Raw genomic sequence first — 15,105 nt, forward strand, 5'->3', positions numbered from 1 at the left:
AGGAGATCGGCCTCAGCCCTGGCCTTTCTCCTGACGTTGACGCAGGAATTCAGGAATACGTGCTCCATTTTCGTCGGCCTCTGGGCGCTGCTCCCGTCGTGCGGCAGGGATCGTGCCGATTGCTGAGCGCTCGTTCTTGTATTGGTGGCCATTCTCGAAACCGGTGGCGATCACGGTCACATGGATCTCGCCTTCGAGGGCTTCATCAATCACGGCACCAACAATGATGTTGGCTTCCGGATCCACCACGTCATAAATGACTTCGGAGGCGGTGGTCATGTCTTCCAGAGTCATGTCCTTGCCGCCGCTGATGTTGATCACACAGCCCTTGGCACCGTCGATCCGCTCGGTCTCCAGCATTGGGCTGCTGATGGCGGCCTGAGCGGCCTCGACAGCTCTGGAGCGTCCGGAGCCAATTCCAATGCCGAGGAGGGCGGTCCCCGCCTCGGTCATCACCGAACGAACGTCGGCAAAGTCAACATTGACCAGTCCAGGACAGGTGATGATGTCACTGATGCCTTTGACGCCCATCCGAAGCACGTCGTCCGCACTGCGGAAGGCTTCCTGCAGCGGAGCACCGGAGATGGCATCCCGAAGCCGGTCATTCGGAATCACGATCAACGTGTCCACGTGTTCGGCGAGACGAGCGATTCCTTCGTCGGCCTGACGCATCCGCCGGCGCCCTTCAAAGCTGAACGGCTTGGTGACGATGCCCACGGTGAGAGCACCGACTTCGCGGGCGACTTCGGCCACGACGGGCGCCGCTCCGGTTCCGGTGCCTCCGCCCATTCCGGCGGCAATGAAGACCAGGTCGGAACCCAGGAGCGCCTCGTGCAGGTCAGTTCTGGATTCTTCAGCGGCCTTTTGACCGATGGTTGGATTGCCACCAGCGCCGAGTCCGCGCGTCAGGGTTTGACCAAGCTGCAGCCGGTGGCCAGCTCGGGATTGAATCAACGCCTGCGCATCGGTGTTGAGTACGCGATAGGCCACGCCTTCAAGATCGCTCAAGATCATGCCGTTGACGGCATTACTGCCACCGCCTCCGACTCCGATCACTTCAATCCTTGCGGATTGACTGGGCTGGATGCCTGCGGTCTCAAACGATTCAGCGATGTTCCCGATATCCATCGACGAGGCGGAACCATTGAGAGGTGGCTGCATTATGTCTCTACGACTCGCGAATTAGGGGTTGATTAGGTCAATTTCAGGCCATCTTTGGATCTTGGCAAGAACTTAGTTAGGAAGCGCTGCTTTTTTCTCCTTGGTTGGCTTGCTGGGCTGCAAGATTTCGGGCCGCTCCGGGTTGCTGAGATCAATGCTGCCCTGACGCCCTTGCACCAGATGGGCAGGGATGGATTGGTTCAACTGATCGATGGCATTGATCTGCTGCTGAAGCAACCCAGGATCAGAGCCCAGTTGAATGGCTCCGAGGCGGCCGGTCTGCAGGACGACACGGCCTTCAGGCTCCAGAACGATCCGTTGGAGATCGCCGCCGATCCGGTCGCGTTGCCGCAGGAGTTCGGCGATGAACGGTCGCCTGTTTTGGCTCCAGCCATCCACCAGGATCGAGCTGGTCGGCTTTCTCTGTGGGAGATCGGCCGTCAGATCGATCCAATTGGCACTGGCATCAATCATTCCAGCTGTTTTGGTCGAGCCGCGATGCTGCAGAGCTGCAGCGATGGGGATCCGTGCTGTGAGCTCCGGTTCCAGCCGCGCCGGAAACAATCGCCGTTCCACCCTGACGGTTCGGACCGGGAGATCCGTGAGCAGCTCCTGTTCCAGGGCCTTGGGCCTGATTTCGAGCAGGGGTTGAGGAAACTGAAAGCCTCCAACCTTGGCGATAACGGCAGGATCAAGGCCGACATCGCCGCTGATCACAATGGAATCGGTGCCTTCCAGGGTCCAGCCGAACCGCAGCAAGCTCCAACCGAGCACGGTTGTTGTCGATAGCAGCACCACCAGGCGCCAGACCTGAATGGCGAGGTCACGCTGCTTCTCCTGTCGCAGGGCGCGCCGGCGTTCCAGTTGCGGCGAAAGTTTGACGGGCGAACGCTGTCGTTTCGCTGCAATGGGACGTTTCACAGATCGCAGCGGGCCCGCTCCATGAGCTGATTGCCCCAGCGCCGAGCCCGATCGGCGTCCGCAAAGGGAACATCCATTTGAAGATCTTTGCCGACCAGGCGAAGCCGGCAGCGACCTTGTGATTCCTCCGTTAGGGGAGCATCACCGGAGGCCAGGGCCATCAGCTCGACCAATTCGAGACAACAGATGTCAAAACTGCCTTTGTCCTGGAACTGACCAGCCTCAAAGCTGCACCAGCGCAGTTCTCCATCCCTGAGCTGTGCCCCCCCGGAATCATCAAGCTTCGCAAGCTCCGAACCATCAGACCATTGGCGGAACAGCGCCTGCCTGCGACGCTCCAGCCATCCCAAGGCCGCAAGCAGCACGAACACCAGCAGCAGTGGTAACCAGAGCAGGCCTTGGCTCATGAGATGGAGGGGGATGAACCGGTTCGTCCCATCATTCTCCAGCCGTCTGGACCAGTTCGTGAACGAGCTGCTGAAGTGTTAACCCGCTCGCTTTCCAGAGCATCGGGTACATGCTCTGGTCGGTGAATCCCGGCAACGTGTTGATTTCATTGATCCAAAGTTGGTTGCTCTGCGGATCGAAGAAAAAGTCCACGCGAGCCATGCCGTCGACTCCGACGGCGGCACAGGCCTGAAGGGCCTGGGATTGCACGCTTTGGCTGATGGGGTCGGGCAGCGGGGCCGGAATCAGTGTGCTGCTGGTGCCTGCGCTGTATTTGGTCTCGTAGTCGTACCAGTCGGCCTCGAAGCGCACTTCCCCAACCACCGAAGCCCGGGGTGCTTCGGTTCCAAGAACAGCGCACTCCAATTCCCGGGCACTCACGCCTTGCTCCACCACGATGCGACGGTCGAGCTGGGCGGCCTGTGCCAGCCCGTCCTTGAGTTGCTCACGATCGCGGGCTTTGCTGATGCCAACCGACGAGCCGAGGTTGGCCGGTTTGACAAAACACGGATAGCCGAGCTCCCGCTCGATTCGCTGGATGACGGCATCCTCTGTCGCGCTCTCCCGCAACTCGGACGCCGTGAGGCCGATGTACGGAACCTGAGCCAGGCCAGCTGCCGCGAAGGCGGCCTTCATGGCCAGTTTGTCCATGGCCATCGCTGAGCCCAGCACGTCAGCCCCCACAAAGGGTTGGCCCATCAAGCGGAACAATCCTTGAACGGTGCCGTCTTCACCATTGGGACCGTGGAGCACGGGATACCAGATCTCCACGTGGCTGGCCTCGTCGGGAAGGCCTCGGAATCCCGCCGGAGGCAAGGGGGTCGGCCTTGGATCGGTGCTCAGGTCGTTGGCCAGCACGCTCCGGGCCACCGCTTCGCCCCACCAGCGGCCCTCACGGTCGATGTAGACCGTGATCACCGTGTAGCGGTTGCGGTTTTCACCGTCGGTCAGACCGGTCAGAACAGTGCGTGCTGACCGGATGGACACATCGTGTTCACCGGAGGCACCGCCGAACACCAGACCGACGATCGTGCGATTCGCTGTCATCGCCTCTTTGGCGCCCTTGGTTCAAGAGCGCCAAAGGTATCGCGTCAGTCCAGTCAGGTCAGGGGGGTGCCGCTTAAGGAGAAGGACCGGACAGCATCAATCCGAACGTTGACCAGGTCCCCCGCTGCGAACCGTTGTCCATCGTCAGCGGTGGCAGAGAAGAAGGTGAGGCGGTTGGTCCGCGTCCGTCCCATCAGTTGGCTGGGGTCCTTGGGGTTCACGCCCTCGGCCAGAACTTCTTCGGTTCGGCCCTCGTAGCGAGCATTGCGTTCGCGGGCGCAACGCTCCACAAGGGCATTGATTTCTTTGAGCCGAGCCACTTTCACCTCTTCGGAGAGCTGGTTGGTCCAGCTCGCTGCAGGGGTGTTGGGTCGGGGCGAGTACGCAGCCGTATTCACCTGATCGAACCCGATCTCTTCAATCAGATCGAGGGTCCGGCGGTATTGAACCTCGGTTTCTCCAGGGAAGCCGACGATCACATCGGCGCTGAGGGAGGCATCGGGCATCCGTTCCCGGATGCGATCAATGATCCGGCGGTAACGCTCCACGGTGTAGCCCCGCGCCATGGCCCTGAGCACATCGTTATCGCCGCTCTGGAAGGGGATATGAAAGTGCTCGCACAGCTTTGGCAAGTCCGCGCAGGCATCGATCAAACGCTCGGTGAAATAACGCGGATGGCTTGTGGCAAAGCGGATCCGTTCAATGCCATTCACGTCGTGGACGTGATGCAACAGATCGGTGAGGGTGTGTTGGCGGCGTCCCTCAGCCGTGATGCCCGGCAGATCGCGCCCGTAGGCATCGATGTTCTGTCCCAAAAGCGTGATTTCCCGGTAGCCCTGAGCAGCCAGCCCTTCCATTTCGAGACGAATCGCCTCCGGAAGGCGGGACTGCTCCTGGCCGCGAACCGATGGAACAACGCAGTAGGTGCAGCGCTCGTTGCAGCCATAGATCACGTTCACCCAGCCGCAGATCGAACTGTCGCGACGGGCGGTGGTGATGTCTTCAAGAATGTGGTGCTCTTCGGTGGCCACCACCTGTTGGCCGCTATGGACCTGGCGCAACAGGGTTTCCAAGCGGTTTGCGTGCTGCGGTCCCATGACCAGATCCAGCTCTGGAACACGGCGCAGCAAGGATTCACCTTCCTGTTGCGCGACACATCCCGCCACCACCAGCGTGAGGTTGGGGTTGTTGCGCTTGCGTTGCGCTTGGCGCCCTAAGTAGCTGTAAACCTTCTGTTCGGCGTTATCGCGGATCGTGCAGGTGTTGTAGAGGACGAGATCCGCCTCCAGCTCCTCGGTCGCTTCCCGGTAGCCCATGGCTTCGAGGATTCCGGCCATCCGTTCGGAATCGGCCTTGTTCATCTGACAGCCGAAGGTGGTGATCCAGTAACTGCCGGTGTGGCGAGCGGTATCGGCGATTGGGGAGTTGAGGGCGGAAACGACCAAGAGTGGGAGCGATCGCGAGGATCACGAACTGCATCGACAGAATCAGTGTCCACCACCGCGGTGATGTGCCAGCTTGGAGATCGGTGCTGAGCCGGTCATGGGCTGGGCCCTGAGACGCTTCTCTCTGACCAAAGACGTTCCCCTGGCGATCAGCCGAGGGACGACGGCGTCGGTGCAACGGCTGGAGTTGAGCCTGCATCAGCAGGGTTGCATCGGTCGAGGCGAGACCGGTGGCTTCGAGACCGGTCATCGCGGCTTTGCGACCGATGCTGTTGAACAGGAACTCCAACAGCTTTTACCGCAGCTGGATGCGCTGGATCCGATGCAGCACCAGCAGGTGCATGCACGGTTTGAGGATTTGTCCCCCCCGGCCCGCTGTGCCCTCGACCTGGCGTTATTGGACTGGCGGGGCCAACGCCTACGGCAGCCGGTTTGGCGCTTGTACGGACTCAACGGCACCGCGAGTGTCGCCACGAGTGTGACCTTGGGACTGGGTGCCGTGGATGCGGTGTTGCAACGCCTGGAGCGGTGGTGGCATCTGCTGCCGGCGACGCGGATCAAGCTCAAACTCGGCAGCCCCGATGGGCTCGAGCACGATTGTGCGCTGGTTCAGGCTGTGGCCCAGGCCCTGGCCCAGCGCCGTCAGCAGACCGGGCAGGTTCATGACCTGCAGGTGGATGCCAATGGCGGCTGGTCGCTCGATCAGGCACGGGCCATGCTTCCGATCCTTCAGCGGGCCGGGGTGGTTCTTCTGGAGCAACCCTTGCCACCCCTGCTCGATCCTGAGCAAGACAGGGCTGGTTTTGAAGCACTCCATTCCGATTGCCCGATGCCGCTGGTGGCGGATGAAAGTTGTTGGGATCTGAAGGATCTGTTGCGCCTGGCTCCTGTGGTGGATGGCGTGAACCTGAAGTTGCTGAAAACTGGAGGCCTGTCCCATGCCTGGTTGATGGCCCAGGTCGCCAGGGCCCTCGAGCTAGATCTCATGGTGGGGTGCTACTCCGACAGCCAGCTTCTGAATGGTGCGGCGGCACAGCTGTTGCCATGGGTGCGGTGGCCCGACTTGGACAGCCATCTCAACTTGATCGACGACCCGTTCTGTGGTCTGCCGCGGGACGATGACCTCCTGTCAGCGCCTCCCGGGGCGGGCCTTGGCATCGATCGCAAGCCAGGAGCAACCGATGCTCAACGCTGAACATCGCGTGGTGCTGTTGCAACACGGTGGACTGGACAATCTGCGCGGTAAGACCGGCCTCGCGATGTTGCGGCATCGTTCCGGGCCGATCGTTGCCGTCGTGGACCCGGACCATGCCGGCTGCTCCCTGGAGCAGGTCACTGGCATTGCGCGGTCGGTGCCGGTCGTCGCTGACCTGAACGCTGCGCTGGCCTTTGAACCTGAGGTTGCCGTGGTGGGTCTGGCGCCGTCCGGTGGGCAGCTTCCCGCCGCGATGCGGAGGGATGTTCGTGCCGCTCTGCAGGCTGGACTCCATCTGGCCAGTGGTTTGCACAGCCGCTTAGCGGAGGATCCGGAGTTCGCCGCTTGCCGCCATCCCGACCGTTGGATTTGGGATCTTCGTCAGGAGCCGCAAGGGCTCAGCGTGGGTCAGGCGGCAGCGGCGGCCCTGCCCTGTCGGCGAGTTCTTGCGGTGGGAACCGACATGGCGGTGGGAAAAATGAGTGCCTGTCTGGAGCTGCTGGCTGCTGCCCACCGCCGTCAGCGGCCTGCACGCTTTGTCGGAACCGGTCAGGCTGGAATCCTGATTGCAGGTCAGGGCGTCGCGCTCGATGCGGTGCGCGTTGATTACGCCGCCGGAGCGGTCGAAACGGCTGTTCTGCAGGCGGGCGCGGGCCTGGCGGCATCGGATCTGGTCCTGATTGAAGGTCAGGGTTCGCTTTGCCATCCAGCCTCAACGGCAACGTTGCCGCTGATTCGGGGCAGCCAACCCACCGATCTTCTCCTGGTTCATCGGGCGCATCAGCGGACCCTCGATCGCGTTCCAGCGATTCCGCTGCCGCCGTTGAAAGAACTGATTGCCATCACGGAAGCGCTTGCGGCCCTGGCACGTCCGCAGGGTGCCGGGCCGTCTCCCGCCGTCCGTGCCCTTGCGCTCAACACGGCCCGACTCAATGACAACGACGCGCACGCGGCTGTCCGAGACATGGAACAGACCCTGCAACTGCCCTGCACGGATCTAGTGCGATGGGGAGGAGAAGCGGTGCTAGATGCAATTCCATCCTGAGCAAAGCTCAGGAATGTTGAGGGCGAGCGAGGGGATTCGAACCCCCGAATAGCGGCGCCACAAGCCGCTGCCTTAACCACTTGGCGACGCCCGCCGCGTCAGAGAGAATCTACCAATTGATGACATGGCCCACAATGACCCGGCCTCAGAGGTGGCCTCGACCGCCTGCAGGTGTCCTTCTGAGCCTTGGACTCATCGGCTGTACGGGGGGGGCTCTGGCCTTGAGCAACCCCTCACTGCGGGACTACGAAGACCACGCTGGATCACACCTGGTTGAGCTGGCCAGCGCTGAATTCTGTGAGCAAGGCGCGATGCCCATGCTGCTGCAGCTCGTGTTGAGGGACTGCCCTCAGTTGATTGCCACCCAGCGCCAAACATTGGCAACGCTGGCCGGTCGGTTCACAACCCGCTGGAACTTTGGGGTCGGCAGCCTGTTTCACCTCTCGATCGGTGGTCAGCAGCTGCTGCCGGGCGTCATGCTTCCGAAAGTCGATGTCCTCACCCTGGGAGTGGCCGGTCAGTTCGTTCCGCTACGGGTGACGACGGACGACGGGGCATTGCAGTGAGATCGACTGAAGCGGTCCTGCAGGCTTGGGTTCCGCGGGGTCTGATGCAGCTGAAGCGCTGGGCCGGTCAGCCGACCCGCGCCGACGGTCTTGTGGCCGTAGAACTGACCTGGGAGCAGGGCTGCCTGCTTGAGCCCAGGCTGCTGGCTGATGCTGAGCCCAAGCCGACGTGTTTGGTGCTGCCACGGCTCGCCGATCCCCACGTGCATCTCGATAAAGCCTTCACTTGGGCGGAGGCACCGAATTTCAGCGGGACCTACGACGGTGCTCTGGCCGCGAATCTTCAGGAGCACCAATCCCGAACGGTGGAGGGTGTGCGGGCGCGAGGCGAGAGGGCCTTGCACCTGGCCTGTGGCCATGGGCTCAGGGCCCTGCGCAGTCACATCGACAGCGTGGGTCCCGGGGCCGAGGCGAGCTGGACCGCTTTGTCGGATCTTCGTTCCCGCTGGCGCGACCGTCTTGAGCTGCAGTTGGTGGCCCTGGCCCCTTTGGACCACTGGTGTCGTGAGCCCGGGCGTGACTTGGCCCAGGAGGTGGCACGCGTCGGGGGATTGCTGGGGGGGGTTCTGGTGCCGCCCTTCCATGCCGGGGGCGTGCGCGATCAGATCAAGGTCCTGTTGGATCTCGCGGAGCGCGTCGGCTGTGGCATCGATCTGCATATCGATGAAGCCGGGGTTCAACCCGCTGCTGGTTTGCGACAGCTGCTGGCGGTTTTGGATCAGCAGTCCTGCGCTGTTCCGATCACCTGCAGCCATTGCAGCAGCCTTGGTTTGGCTCCCGTCGATGCCCAGCGGCGCATTGCTGAACGCATCGCGTACCACGGGATTTCGGTGGTGGCGCTGCCCTTGACCAATGGCTGGTTGCTGGGGCGTCAGGCCGATCAGACGCCGATGCTGAAGCCTTTGGCGCCGATTCGAGCCCTCCAACGGGCTGGGGTCACGGTGGCCGTTGGAGCCGATAACGTCGCGGACCCCTGGTTCCCCGCCGGGGATCTGGATCCGCTGTCGCTCATGGCCGCTGCTCTGCCCCTCACGCAGCTTGCCCCATGGGAACGGCTGGGTCTGGCGCCGTTCACGTCGGCGCCGGCGCTTGCGATGGGATTGACCTGGACAGGCCTGCTCGAAGCCGGTGCTCCAGCCGATTTGCTCGTGCTCGAGGCCACGGATTGGTCCGACGTTCTGCGCCGGCCGCAGCGCCGGGTGTTGGTTGCCGGTCGTTGGTGGCCGGCCACCAGCCGTTAGACCGATGCTGAGGTTCGGGGAGCGCGTCATGGGTCGTCAGGAGCTTGTTGAGGCCTTGCGACAGCGGCTGGAGGGTCACTCAGACATCGAGCTGCTGCACGCTCCGGATGAGCGCGCGCGTTTATCGCGGGATTATTTCGACTACTCACCCGTGCTGAGTGAGCAGTTGCGTGACTGTCAAGCGGATCTGGTGGTTCGGCCCCTGGGGGTAGAGGCGGTGGAACGGGTCGTCAGTGCCGCTGCCGAGCTCGGCCTTCCTCTGACGGTGCGTGGAGCGGGCAGTGGCAACTATGGCCAGTGCGTCCCCCTGCAGGGGGGTGTGGTGATGTTGACCTCGGCGTTGCGGGCCATCCGGAGGCTTGACCCCGCAACGGGTGTCGTCACGGTGGAACCGGGTTGTCCCATGCGTGATCTCGATCAGGAGCTCCGTCGCCATGGTCGGGAGCTGCGGCTGCTGCCCAGCACCTGGCGGAGTGCAACCATCGGCGGCTTCATTGCGGGTGGCTCCGGGGGAATCGGCTCGATTCGATGGGGGTTTCTGCGGGATCCAGGCCATTTGCTGGGGTTGGAGGTCCTGGCCATGGCCCAGTCTCCGCAACGGATCTGGCTGGATCAGCGGGACGCAGAGCCGTTGAACCATGCCTACGGCACCAATGGAATCATCACGGCGCTGCAATTGGCGACCGCCCCGGCCGTTCGCTGGCATCAACTCAGCATCGACTGTCAGCACTGGGATCAGGCGGTTGCGTTGCTGCAACGCTGTTCGCAGAGCGCAATCACGCTGCACCTAGCCACTTTGGTGGAGGATCAGCTCCTCTCTCTGCTGCCCACCTGGAGCGGGCCGTGCAGCCATCGTCATCGGCTGCTGTTGCTTGTCGCTCCCGACGGAGTCGGCAGTCTTCAGCGGTTGGCGGAGGACGCTGGAGCCATCTGCCATGACCTGGGTCCGGAGGACCTCACGGCGGGTCACAGCTTGCGGGAGCTCAGCTGGAACCACACGACCCTGCATGCCCGCGCCAAGGACGCCAGCTGGACCTATCTGCAGATGTTGTTGCCGCAACCGGAGTTGCCCGCCATGCAGGCGCTTCGGGAGCGTTGGTCAGGATGTCTGCTCTGGCATCTCGAAGTGGTGCGCCAGCAGGGCGCACCACGGATTGCAGCGCTGCCCTTGGTGCGCTGGCACGGGAACGAACAACTCAATGCCTTGATGCAGGATTGCCGTGAGCTTGGGGCCGTTGTGTTCAATCCCCATGTGCTCACCGTCGAGGACGGTGGCCTGGGGGTGATCGATGCGGATCAAGTGGCCGCGAAGCGGCGGTTTGATCCCAACGGCTTACTGAATCCAGGAAAGCTCCGGGGCTGGATCGAGCGGACCTAGCAACCGAGGCTGTCGGCCGTGGAGACTCCTGTGGTCGGGTTGAAACCCTCGGCTTCACGACAGAGCCGTCGTTGGTCGTCCCGATCAAGCAGCGCATCACTGAAATCAGCGCCTTCAATCTGGGCATTGGCAAAGCTGCTGCCGGATGCGATGACCCCGGTGAGAACGGCATCGCGAAGATCGGTGCCGGCGAAGTCAGCTCGGTCCATCAGGGCATCGGAGAGGTCAGCACCGCGAAAATCCGCATCGGCGAATGCCCCTTGGGTCATGATTGCGCCGTGCAGAACGGCATCTCGGAAATCAGCTCCGCGGCCAACGGCACCGGCGAAGGAGGTGTTGGCGAGATCCTGGCCATGAAAGTCGCCGTTGCTCTGATTGGTCAGGGTGTAATCCACCTTGTCCTGAAACAGGGCGCGGTCCTGGAGTCCGACGCCGGCACTGGTGTCCAAAGCTTGGGCCGGCAGGGCCATCCAAGCCATGGCCATCAGAAGGCAAGCCAGCAGTCGTTGGGCGATCGCGTGCTGAGTCATCGGCGGTCGGCATTGGATCAGATCATCACTCTGCCGCGACCAGTCCTCGGCCGAGTAGGTCACCGATCAAATAGAGGGACCCCGCGATGAGGGGTTCTGGTTCGGGCCAGCGTCCCCGTTGTGCGATCGCATTCAGTGCATCCTCGGCACTGGCCGCGGCATGGAGTTGGCCGCTCCAAGCTGGACGTTGAGCAATCAGGGCCTCGGCACGCCAACTGTTGTGGTCTGGCACGGGCACAATCCAGGCCTCATCAGCTGGGTCCAGCAGAAGCTCAAGCATCTCGATGGCTTGTTTGTGGGCCTGAATGGCCAGGATCCAGCACTGAGAATGTGGCTGGGCGGTGCTGTCCTGCTCCGGCCTCAGCTCTTGCGCGAGCTCCCGTGCGGCGGGGGGGTTGTGGGCACCATCCAGCCGTACCGGATGGCCGTTCCAGCGGGCCCGTTGCAGGCGTCCTGGCCAGCGCACCCGCGCGAATCCGGTGCGAATCGCCTCCGAGGGCACTGCAAATCCCAGCGGAATGAGGGCCTGCAGCGCTGCGAGGGCAACGGCGGCATTGCGGCGCTGCCATGCTCCGGCCAAGCCCAGCGCCCAGGTGTCGGCGAGTGGTTCGACCCACTGCAACGTGGCGTTTCTGTCCTGGCAGGTGGCTTCGAGGATGGCTGCAACGGCAGGTTCTTGGGCTGCGCTGATGACGGTTGCCCCTGGATTGATGACGGCAGCCTTTTCCCGTGTGATCGCTTCCAGGGAGGGGCCCAAGTGTTCCCTGTGATCCAGGCCGATGGACCCGAAGGCAATCACCGGCCGCCAGGGATAGGCCGTGGTTGCATCCAATCGACCGCCCAATCCGACTTCGAGAACCAGCAGATCAACATCAACGTGCTCGAAATGGCTGAAGGCGGCCATCAGCAGTTGTTCGAAGGGGGTGAGCTGATGCCGCTGATGCAGGGCAGCCTGATCGATCAACAGCTGCCGCAGCTCCGTGAGCTGGATCAGGTCCGCACCCACGCGGATCCGCTCACACCAGCTCACCAAATGGGGAGAGGTTGTGAGTCCGGTTTTGATCGCCGTTCTCTCCAGGGCCGCAGCGATGAAGCTGCAGATCGAACCTTTCCCGTTGGTTCCAGCGACCTGAATGGCAGGCCGTTGGCGCGCCGGCCATCCCAGCTCGGCCATGGCCCGATGCATCCGCTCCAGGCCGAGGTCCATCCCCCTCTGGTCAAAACGGGGCAGCAGATCAGCGAGGGCGTCGGAGGCCATCGTGATGTCAGCAGTGGGCCAGCGTGGTCTCGAGGCGCTTCAACAGAATTTGGATTTCGCGTGAGTTGATGACCAGTGGAGGCACCATGCGCAACACAGAGGGCCCGGCGGCGACAACGAGCAGGTTGTGATCCAGAGCCTTGGCGGCCAGTTGGGCGGCATTGACCTTGGCGTTGTCCTGAAGCACCACACCCTGAAGCAGACCCCAGCCCCGGACCTCCTTCAGCAGCTCCGGGTAGGTCGTGATCAGTTGCTTCAGTCCGGCCTGGAGTTGTTCCCCCCGAGCTTGGACGTTCTCGAGCAAGTGACGGCGTTCCAGTTCTTTGGCGACCGTGAGGCCGGCACGGCAGGCAAAGGGGTTGCCCCCGAACGTGCTGGCGTGGTCACCGGGCTGGAAGACATCGGCATGCTGCTGAACCAGCAAGGCGCCGATGGCATGGCCACCACCAAGGCCTTTGGCGAGGGTGAAGGCGTCGGGTTCGATTCCCAGTTGCTGGTATCCCCAGAGGCAACCGCTGCGGCCCATGCCCACCTGCACTTCGTCCAGGATCAGAAGGATGTTGCGCTCGCTGCAGAGCTCGCGAACGCGCTTGAAGAAGGTTCGATCACCTGGGTTGACGCCACCTTCACCCTGCAGAGGTTCAATGAGGACGGCAGCCACGGCTGGCCCGTTGGCCTCATGGCGCTCGAGCAGTGCTTCAAAGGCCTGGAGATCGTTGTATGGGAAGTAATCAAAGCCTTCGACCAGGGGCTCAAAGCCCTGGTGATATTTCGGCTGACCGGTCGCCGTCACCGCCGCCAGGGTTCGGCCATGAAAGCTCGAGGCTGCGGTGAGGATGATGGGTCGCTCGATGTTGCGGCGGGTATGGCCGTGTTTTCGAGCCAGCTTGATGGCCGCTTCGTTGGCCTCAGCCCCTGAATTGCAAAAGAAAACGCTGCTGGCACAACTGTTGGTGGCCAGCCAATGGGCGAGTTCTTCCTGTTCCGGAATCCGATAGAGATTGGAAACGTGCTGCAAGGTGCGCAGCTGACGCTTGAGTGCCCTGCGGAGCGCTGGATGGCTGTGGCCCAGGGTGCAGGTTGCGATGCCTGCCACGCTGTCGAGATAGCGCTTGCCGGTGTCGTCAACGACCCAGCAACCCTGTCCTTTGACCAGGGTGATCGGGAACCTTGCATAGGTTCCCATGACTGCGGAGGGATGGGAGCCGGGGGACTTGAACCCCCAAGACCAGTGGCCGGCTGATTTTGAGTCAGCTGCGTCTACCAATTCCGCCAGGCTCCCGCGGTTCCGATTGTATGGACTGATGCCCCCCTTGTTCAGCCGTTGTGACGGTTAATGCGGGCACCACACCTCGTCAGTTTGGCTTCGATGTTGTCGTAGCCGCGATCGAGGTGTTTCAGGCCAGAGACCTGGGTGGTTCCGTTGGCTGACAGACCAGCCAAAACCATGGCGGCAGAGGCACGGAGATCGCTGCCTGTGACAGGAGCACTGCCAAGGAACGGAACACCTTCAACAATGGCGGTGCTGCCTTCGAGACGAATGGATGCTCCCATCCGTTGAAGTTCACCGACGTGCTGCATTCTGTTTTCGTAGATCTTCTCGCTGATCACGCTGGTCCCCTTGGCCGTGGCCATCAACGCCATGAATGGGGCTTGCAAGTCAGTGGGGAAGCCTGGAAAGGGCTGGGTGGTGATGTCCACAGCCTGGATGTCACCTGGTGTGATCGTGAGACCGTCACCGTTGACCTCGAGGACACAACCGCAGTCACGGAGCTTTTGCAGAACAGCGCTGAGGTGCTCCGGGATCACGGGGGTCACGTGCAGGGTCGACCGGGTGATGGCTGCGGCCATCAAAAAGGTTCCCGCTTCGATGCGATCCGGGATCACCGGGTAATTCCGGCAGCCATGCAGCTGGGCCACCCCTTCGATGGTGATCAGTGGACCACCGGCACCGCTGATTTTGGCGCCCATGCTGTTGAGGAGGTTGGCGAGGTCCTGAACCTCGGGCTCCTGGGCTGCGTTTTCGATCGTGGACACACCATCGGCGAGAACAGCCGCCATCAGAATTGTTTCGGTGGCTCCGACACTGGGGCAGTCCAGAACGATCTGGGCACCGTTGAGTCTGTTCCGCCGACCTGGAATCGAGGCCGTGACGATCCCGTGGCGGACATCCACCACAGCACCCAGTGCCTTGAGTCCTCGAATGTGTTCAACCACAGGCCGAGCGCCGATTCGGCAGCCACCTGGCAGTGGGACACGGGCATGGCCCAGGCGCCCCAGAAGAGGGCCGATGCTGAAGAAGCTCGCCCTGAGGCTGTTGACTAATTCGTAGGGAGGCTCTGTTCCATTGAGGGCGTCAGCGGTCAGGGTGATGCGATCGTCGCGTCGGCTCACGCGCATGCCCAAGGACTCGAGGATGGAACACATCCCGGCGATGTCTGTCAGGGCTGGCACATTGCACAACTCGACCGGCTCCTCCGTCAGCAGGGCTGCTGTCATCAGCACCAGAGCCGAATTTTTGGCGCCACTGACACGAATCTCACCACGAAGAGAATGGCCCCCATCGATGGCCAGATGCGGCTTGAGAATCTCTTGAGACGCAGCCGCAGCCACCACCATGTCCCTCTGTCAGGCTTTGTTGACGCAGTCTGCCAAGTGTGGATGAGACCGTCTAGACGGCCGGCCCTGAAACTGGATTGATTCAAGGCCATTTGACTCGATCCTGGTGATCGCGATGGCGTATGTTTTATCCGTCGCTTGAGCGGCACGCCAGCGGATGTGGCGGAATTGGTAGACGCGCTAGTTTCAGGTACTAGTGGTGGCAACATCGTGGGAGTTCAAGTCTCCCCATCCGCATTAGTTTATCGACGA

At 62.3% G+C, this 15,105-nt stretch carries 14 protein-coding genes and 3 tRNA genes; 6 read left to right on the plus strand and 11 right to left on the minus strand.

Going from position 1 to position 15,105, the window contains the following annotated elements; translation table 11 throughout:
• Positions 1–12: 12 nt before the first annotated feature.
• The 5 genes from ftsZ to miaB form a co-directional block, all read right to left on the minus strand.
• The gene (ftsZ, locus tag ACGVKB_RS11665; protein ID WP_392351902.1) at positions 13–1,161 is read right to left on the minus strand and encodes a cell division protein FtsZ; all 1,149 of its coding nucleotides are present in this window, start codon (positions 1,159–1,161) and stop codon (positions 13–15) included.
• Between the two features lie 72 nt (positions 1,162–1,233).
• Positions 1,234–2,082, minus strand: coding sequence for a cell division protein FtsQ/DivIB (locus ACGVKB_RS11670; protein ID WP_392351903.1), 849 nt, complete (start codon positions 2,080–2,082; stop codon positions 1,234–1,236).
• On the minus strand, positions 2,079–2,489 hold the full coding sequence (locus ACGVKB_RS11675) for a hypothetical protein (RefSeq protein WP_392351904.1): 411 nt from the start codon (positions 2,487–2,489) through the stop codon (positions 2,079–2,081). Before ACGVKB_RS11675 ends, ACGVKB_RS11670 begins: the two co-directional genes overlap by 4 nt.
• Positions 2,490–2,520: 31 nt before the next feature.
• The gene (locus ACGVKB_RS11680; protein ID WP_392351905.1) at positions 2,521–3,576 is read right to left on the minus strand and encodes a D-alanine--D-alanine ligase family protein; all 1,056 of its coding nucleotides are present in this window, start codon (positions 3,574–3,576) and stop codon (positions 2,521–2,523) included.
• A 53-nt stretch (positions 3,577–3,629) separates the two neighbouring features.
• Positions 3,630–5,021 (minus strand): tRNA (N6-isopentenyl adenosine(37)-C2)-methylthiotransferase MiaB, encoded by a 1,392-nt coding sequence (gene miaB, locus ACGVKB_RS11685; RefSeq protein WP_392351906.1) that lies wholly within the window; start codon positions 5,019–5,021, stop codon positions 3,630–3,632.
• A 97-nt stretch (positions 5,022–5,118) separates the two neighbouring features.
• Between miaB and ACGVKB_RS11690 the strand changes: the two genes are divergently transcribed.
• On the plus strand, positions 5,119–6,216 hold the full coding sequence (locus ACGVKB_RS11690) for an enolase C-terminal domain-like protein (protein ID WP_392351907.1): 1,098 nt from the start codon (positions 5,119–5,121) through the stop codon (positions 6,214–6,216).
• A complete protein-coding gene (locus ACGVKB_RS11695; protein WP_392351936.1) occupies positions 6,203–7,261 on the plus strand; it encodes a DUF1611 domain-containing protein in 1,059 nt (352 codons plus the stop codon). The genes ACGVKB_RS11690 and ACGVKB_RS11695 overlap by 14 nt, the downstream gene beginning before the upstream one ends.
• Before the next feature lie 21 nt (positions 7,262–7,282).
• On the opposite strand, the gene ACGVKB_RS11700 is transcribed toward ACGVKB_RS11695, so the two are convergent.
• Positions 7,283–7,355 (minus strand) — tRNA-His (locus tag ACGVKB_RS11700).
• 25 nt (positions 7,356–7,380) lie between these two features.
• Between ACGVKB_RS11700 and ACGVKB_RS11705 the strand changes: the two genes are divergently transcribed.
• The 3 genes from ACGVKB_RS11705 to ACGVKB_RS11715 are packed head-to-tail and all read left to right on the plus strand — an operon-like array spanning position 7,381 to position 10,446.
• Complete coding sequence (locus ACGVKB_RS11705; protein ID WP_392351908.1) at positions 7,381–7,827, plus strand: DUF4359 domain-containing protein; 447 nt, start codon at positions 7,381–7,383, stop codon at positions 7,825–7,827.
• Positions 7,828–7,871: 44 nt separating this feature from the next.
• Positions 7,872–9,068 (plus strand): amidohydrolase family protein, encoded by a 1,197-nt coding sequence (locus ACGVKB_RS11710; protein ID WP_392351909.1) that lies wholly within the window; start codon positions 7,872–7,874, stop codon positions 9,066–9,068.
• Positions 9,069–9,096: 28 nt separating this feature from the next.
• The gene (locus tag ACGVKB_RS11715) at positions 9,097–10,446 is read left to right on the plus strand and encodes an FAD-binding oxidoreductase (RefSeq protein ID WP_392351937.1); all 1,350 of its coding nucleotides are present in this window, start codon (positions 9,097–9,099) and stop codon (positions 10,444–10,446) included.
• Here the strand turns inward: ACGVKB_RS11715 and ACGVKB_RS11720 are convergent.
• From ACGVKB_RS11720 to murA, 5 genes are all read right to left on the minus strand, one after another.
• Positions 10,443–10,931, minus strand: a complete 489-nt coding sequence (locus tag ACGVKB_RS11720; protein ID WP_392351938.1) for a pentapeptide repeat-containing protein — start codon at positions 10,929–10,931, stop codon at positions 10,443–10,445. The two genes, ACGVKB_RS11715 and ACGVKB_RS11720, sit on opposite strands and share 4 nt — an antisense overlap.
• A gap of 70 nt (positions 10,932–11,001) precedes the next feature.
• The gene (locus ACGVKB_RS11725; protein WP_392351910.1) at positions 11,002–12,234 is read right to left on the minus strand and encodes a bifunctional folylpolyglutamate synthase/dihydrofolate synthase; all 1,233 of its coding nucleotides are present in this window, start codon (positions 12,232–12,234) and stop codon (positions 11,002–11,004) included.
• A gap of 7 nt (positions 12,235–12,241) precedes the next feature.
• Complete coding sequence (locus ACGVKB_RS11730) at positions 12,242–13,420, minus strand: aspartate aminotransferase family protein (RefSeq protein WP_392351911.1); 1,179 nt, start codon at positions 13,418–13,420, stop codon at positions 12,242–12,244.
• A 13-nt stretch (positions 13,421–13,433) separates the two neighbouring features.
• Positions 13,434–13,516, minus strand: a tRNA-Leu gene (locus ACGVKB_RS11735).
• 35 nt (positions 13,517–13,551) lie between these two features.
• Positions 13,552–14,853, minus strand: a complete 1,302-nt coding sequence (gene murA / locus ACGVKB_RS11740; protein WP_392351912.1) for a UDP-N-acetylglucosamine 1-carboxyvinyltransferase — start codon at positions 14,851–14,853, stop codon at positions 13,552–13,554.
• 153 nt (positions 14,854–15,006) lie between these two features.
• On the opposite strand from murA, the gene ACGVKB_RS11745 reads away from it, so the two are divergent.
• Positions 15,007–15,090: transfer RNA gene (locus ACGVKB_RS11745), tRNA-Leu, on the plus strand.
• Positions 15,091–15,105 lie beyond the last annotated feature (15 nt).

Source organism: Parasynechococcus sp. (assembly GCF_042954325.1).
GTDB lineage: Bacteria > Cyanobacteriota > Cyanobacteriia > PCC-6307 > Cyanobiaceae > Parasynechococcus.

Excerpts from the sequence above, each read along its gene's own strand:
- ftsZ (WP_392351902.1), bottom strand. The coding sequence starts at position 1,161 with ATGCAGCCACCTCTCAATGGTTCCGCCTCGTCGATGGATATCGGGAAC.
- ACGVKB_RS11675 (WP_392351904.1), bottom strand. The coding sequence starts at position 2,489 with ATGAGCCAAGGCCTGCTCTGGTTACCACTGCTGCTGGTGTTCGTGCTG.
- ACGVKB_RS11680 (WP_392351905.1), bottom strand. The coding sequence starts at position 3,576 with ATGACAGCGAATCGCACGATCGTCGGTCTGGTGTTCGGCGGTGCCTCC.
- ACGVKB_RS11690 (WP_392351907.1), top strand. The coding sequence starts at position 5,119 with ATGGGCTGGGCCCTGAGACGCTTCTCTCTGACCAAAGACGTTCCCCTG.
- ACGVKB_RS11695 (WP_392351936.1), top strand. The coding sequence starts at position 6,203 with ATGCTCAACGCTGAACATCGCGTGGTGCTGTTGCAACACGGTGGACTG.
- ACGVKB_RS11705 (WP_392351908.1), top strand. The coding sequence starts at position 7,381 with ATGACATGGCCCACAATGACCCGGCCTCAGAGGTGGCCTCGACCGCCT.
- ACGVKB_RS11710 (WP_392351909.1), top strand. The coding sequence starts at position 7,872 with ATGCAGCTGAAGCGCTGGGCCGGTCAGCCGACCCGCGCCGACGGTCTT.
- ACGVKB_RS11715 (WP_392351937.1), top strand. The coding sequence starts at position 9,097 with ATGGGTCGTCAGGAGCTTGTTGAGGCCTTGCGACAGCGGCTGGAGGGT.
- ACGVKB_RS11720 (WP_392351938.1), bottom strand. The coding sequence starts at position 10,931 with ATGGCCATGGCTTGGATGGCCCTGCCGGCCCAAGCTTTGGACACCAGT.
- ACGVKB_RS11725 (WP_392351910.1), bottom strand. The coding sequence starts at position 12,234 with ATGGCCTCCGACGCCCTCGCTGATCTGCTGCCCCGTTTTGACCAGAGG.
- ACGVKB_RS11730 (WP_392351911.1), bottom strand. The coding sequence starts at position 13,420 with ATGGGAACCTATGCAAGGTTCCCGATCACCCTGGTCAAAGGACAGGGT.
- murA (WP_392351912.1), bottom strand. The coding sequence starts at position 14,853 with ATGGTGGTGGCTGCGGCTGCGTCTCAAGAGATTCTCAAGCCGCATCTG.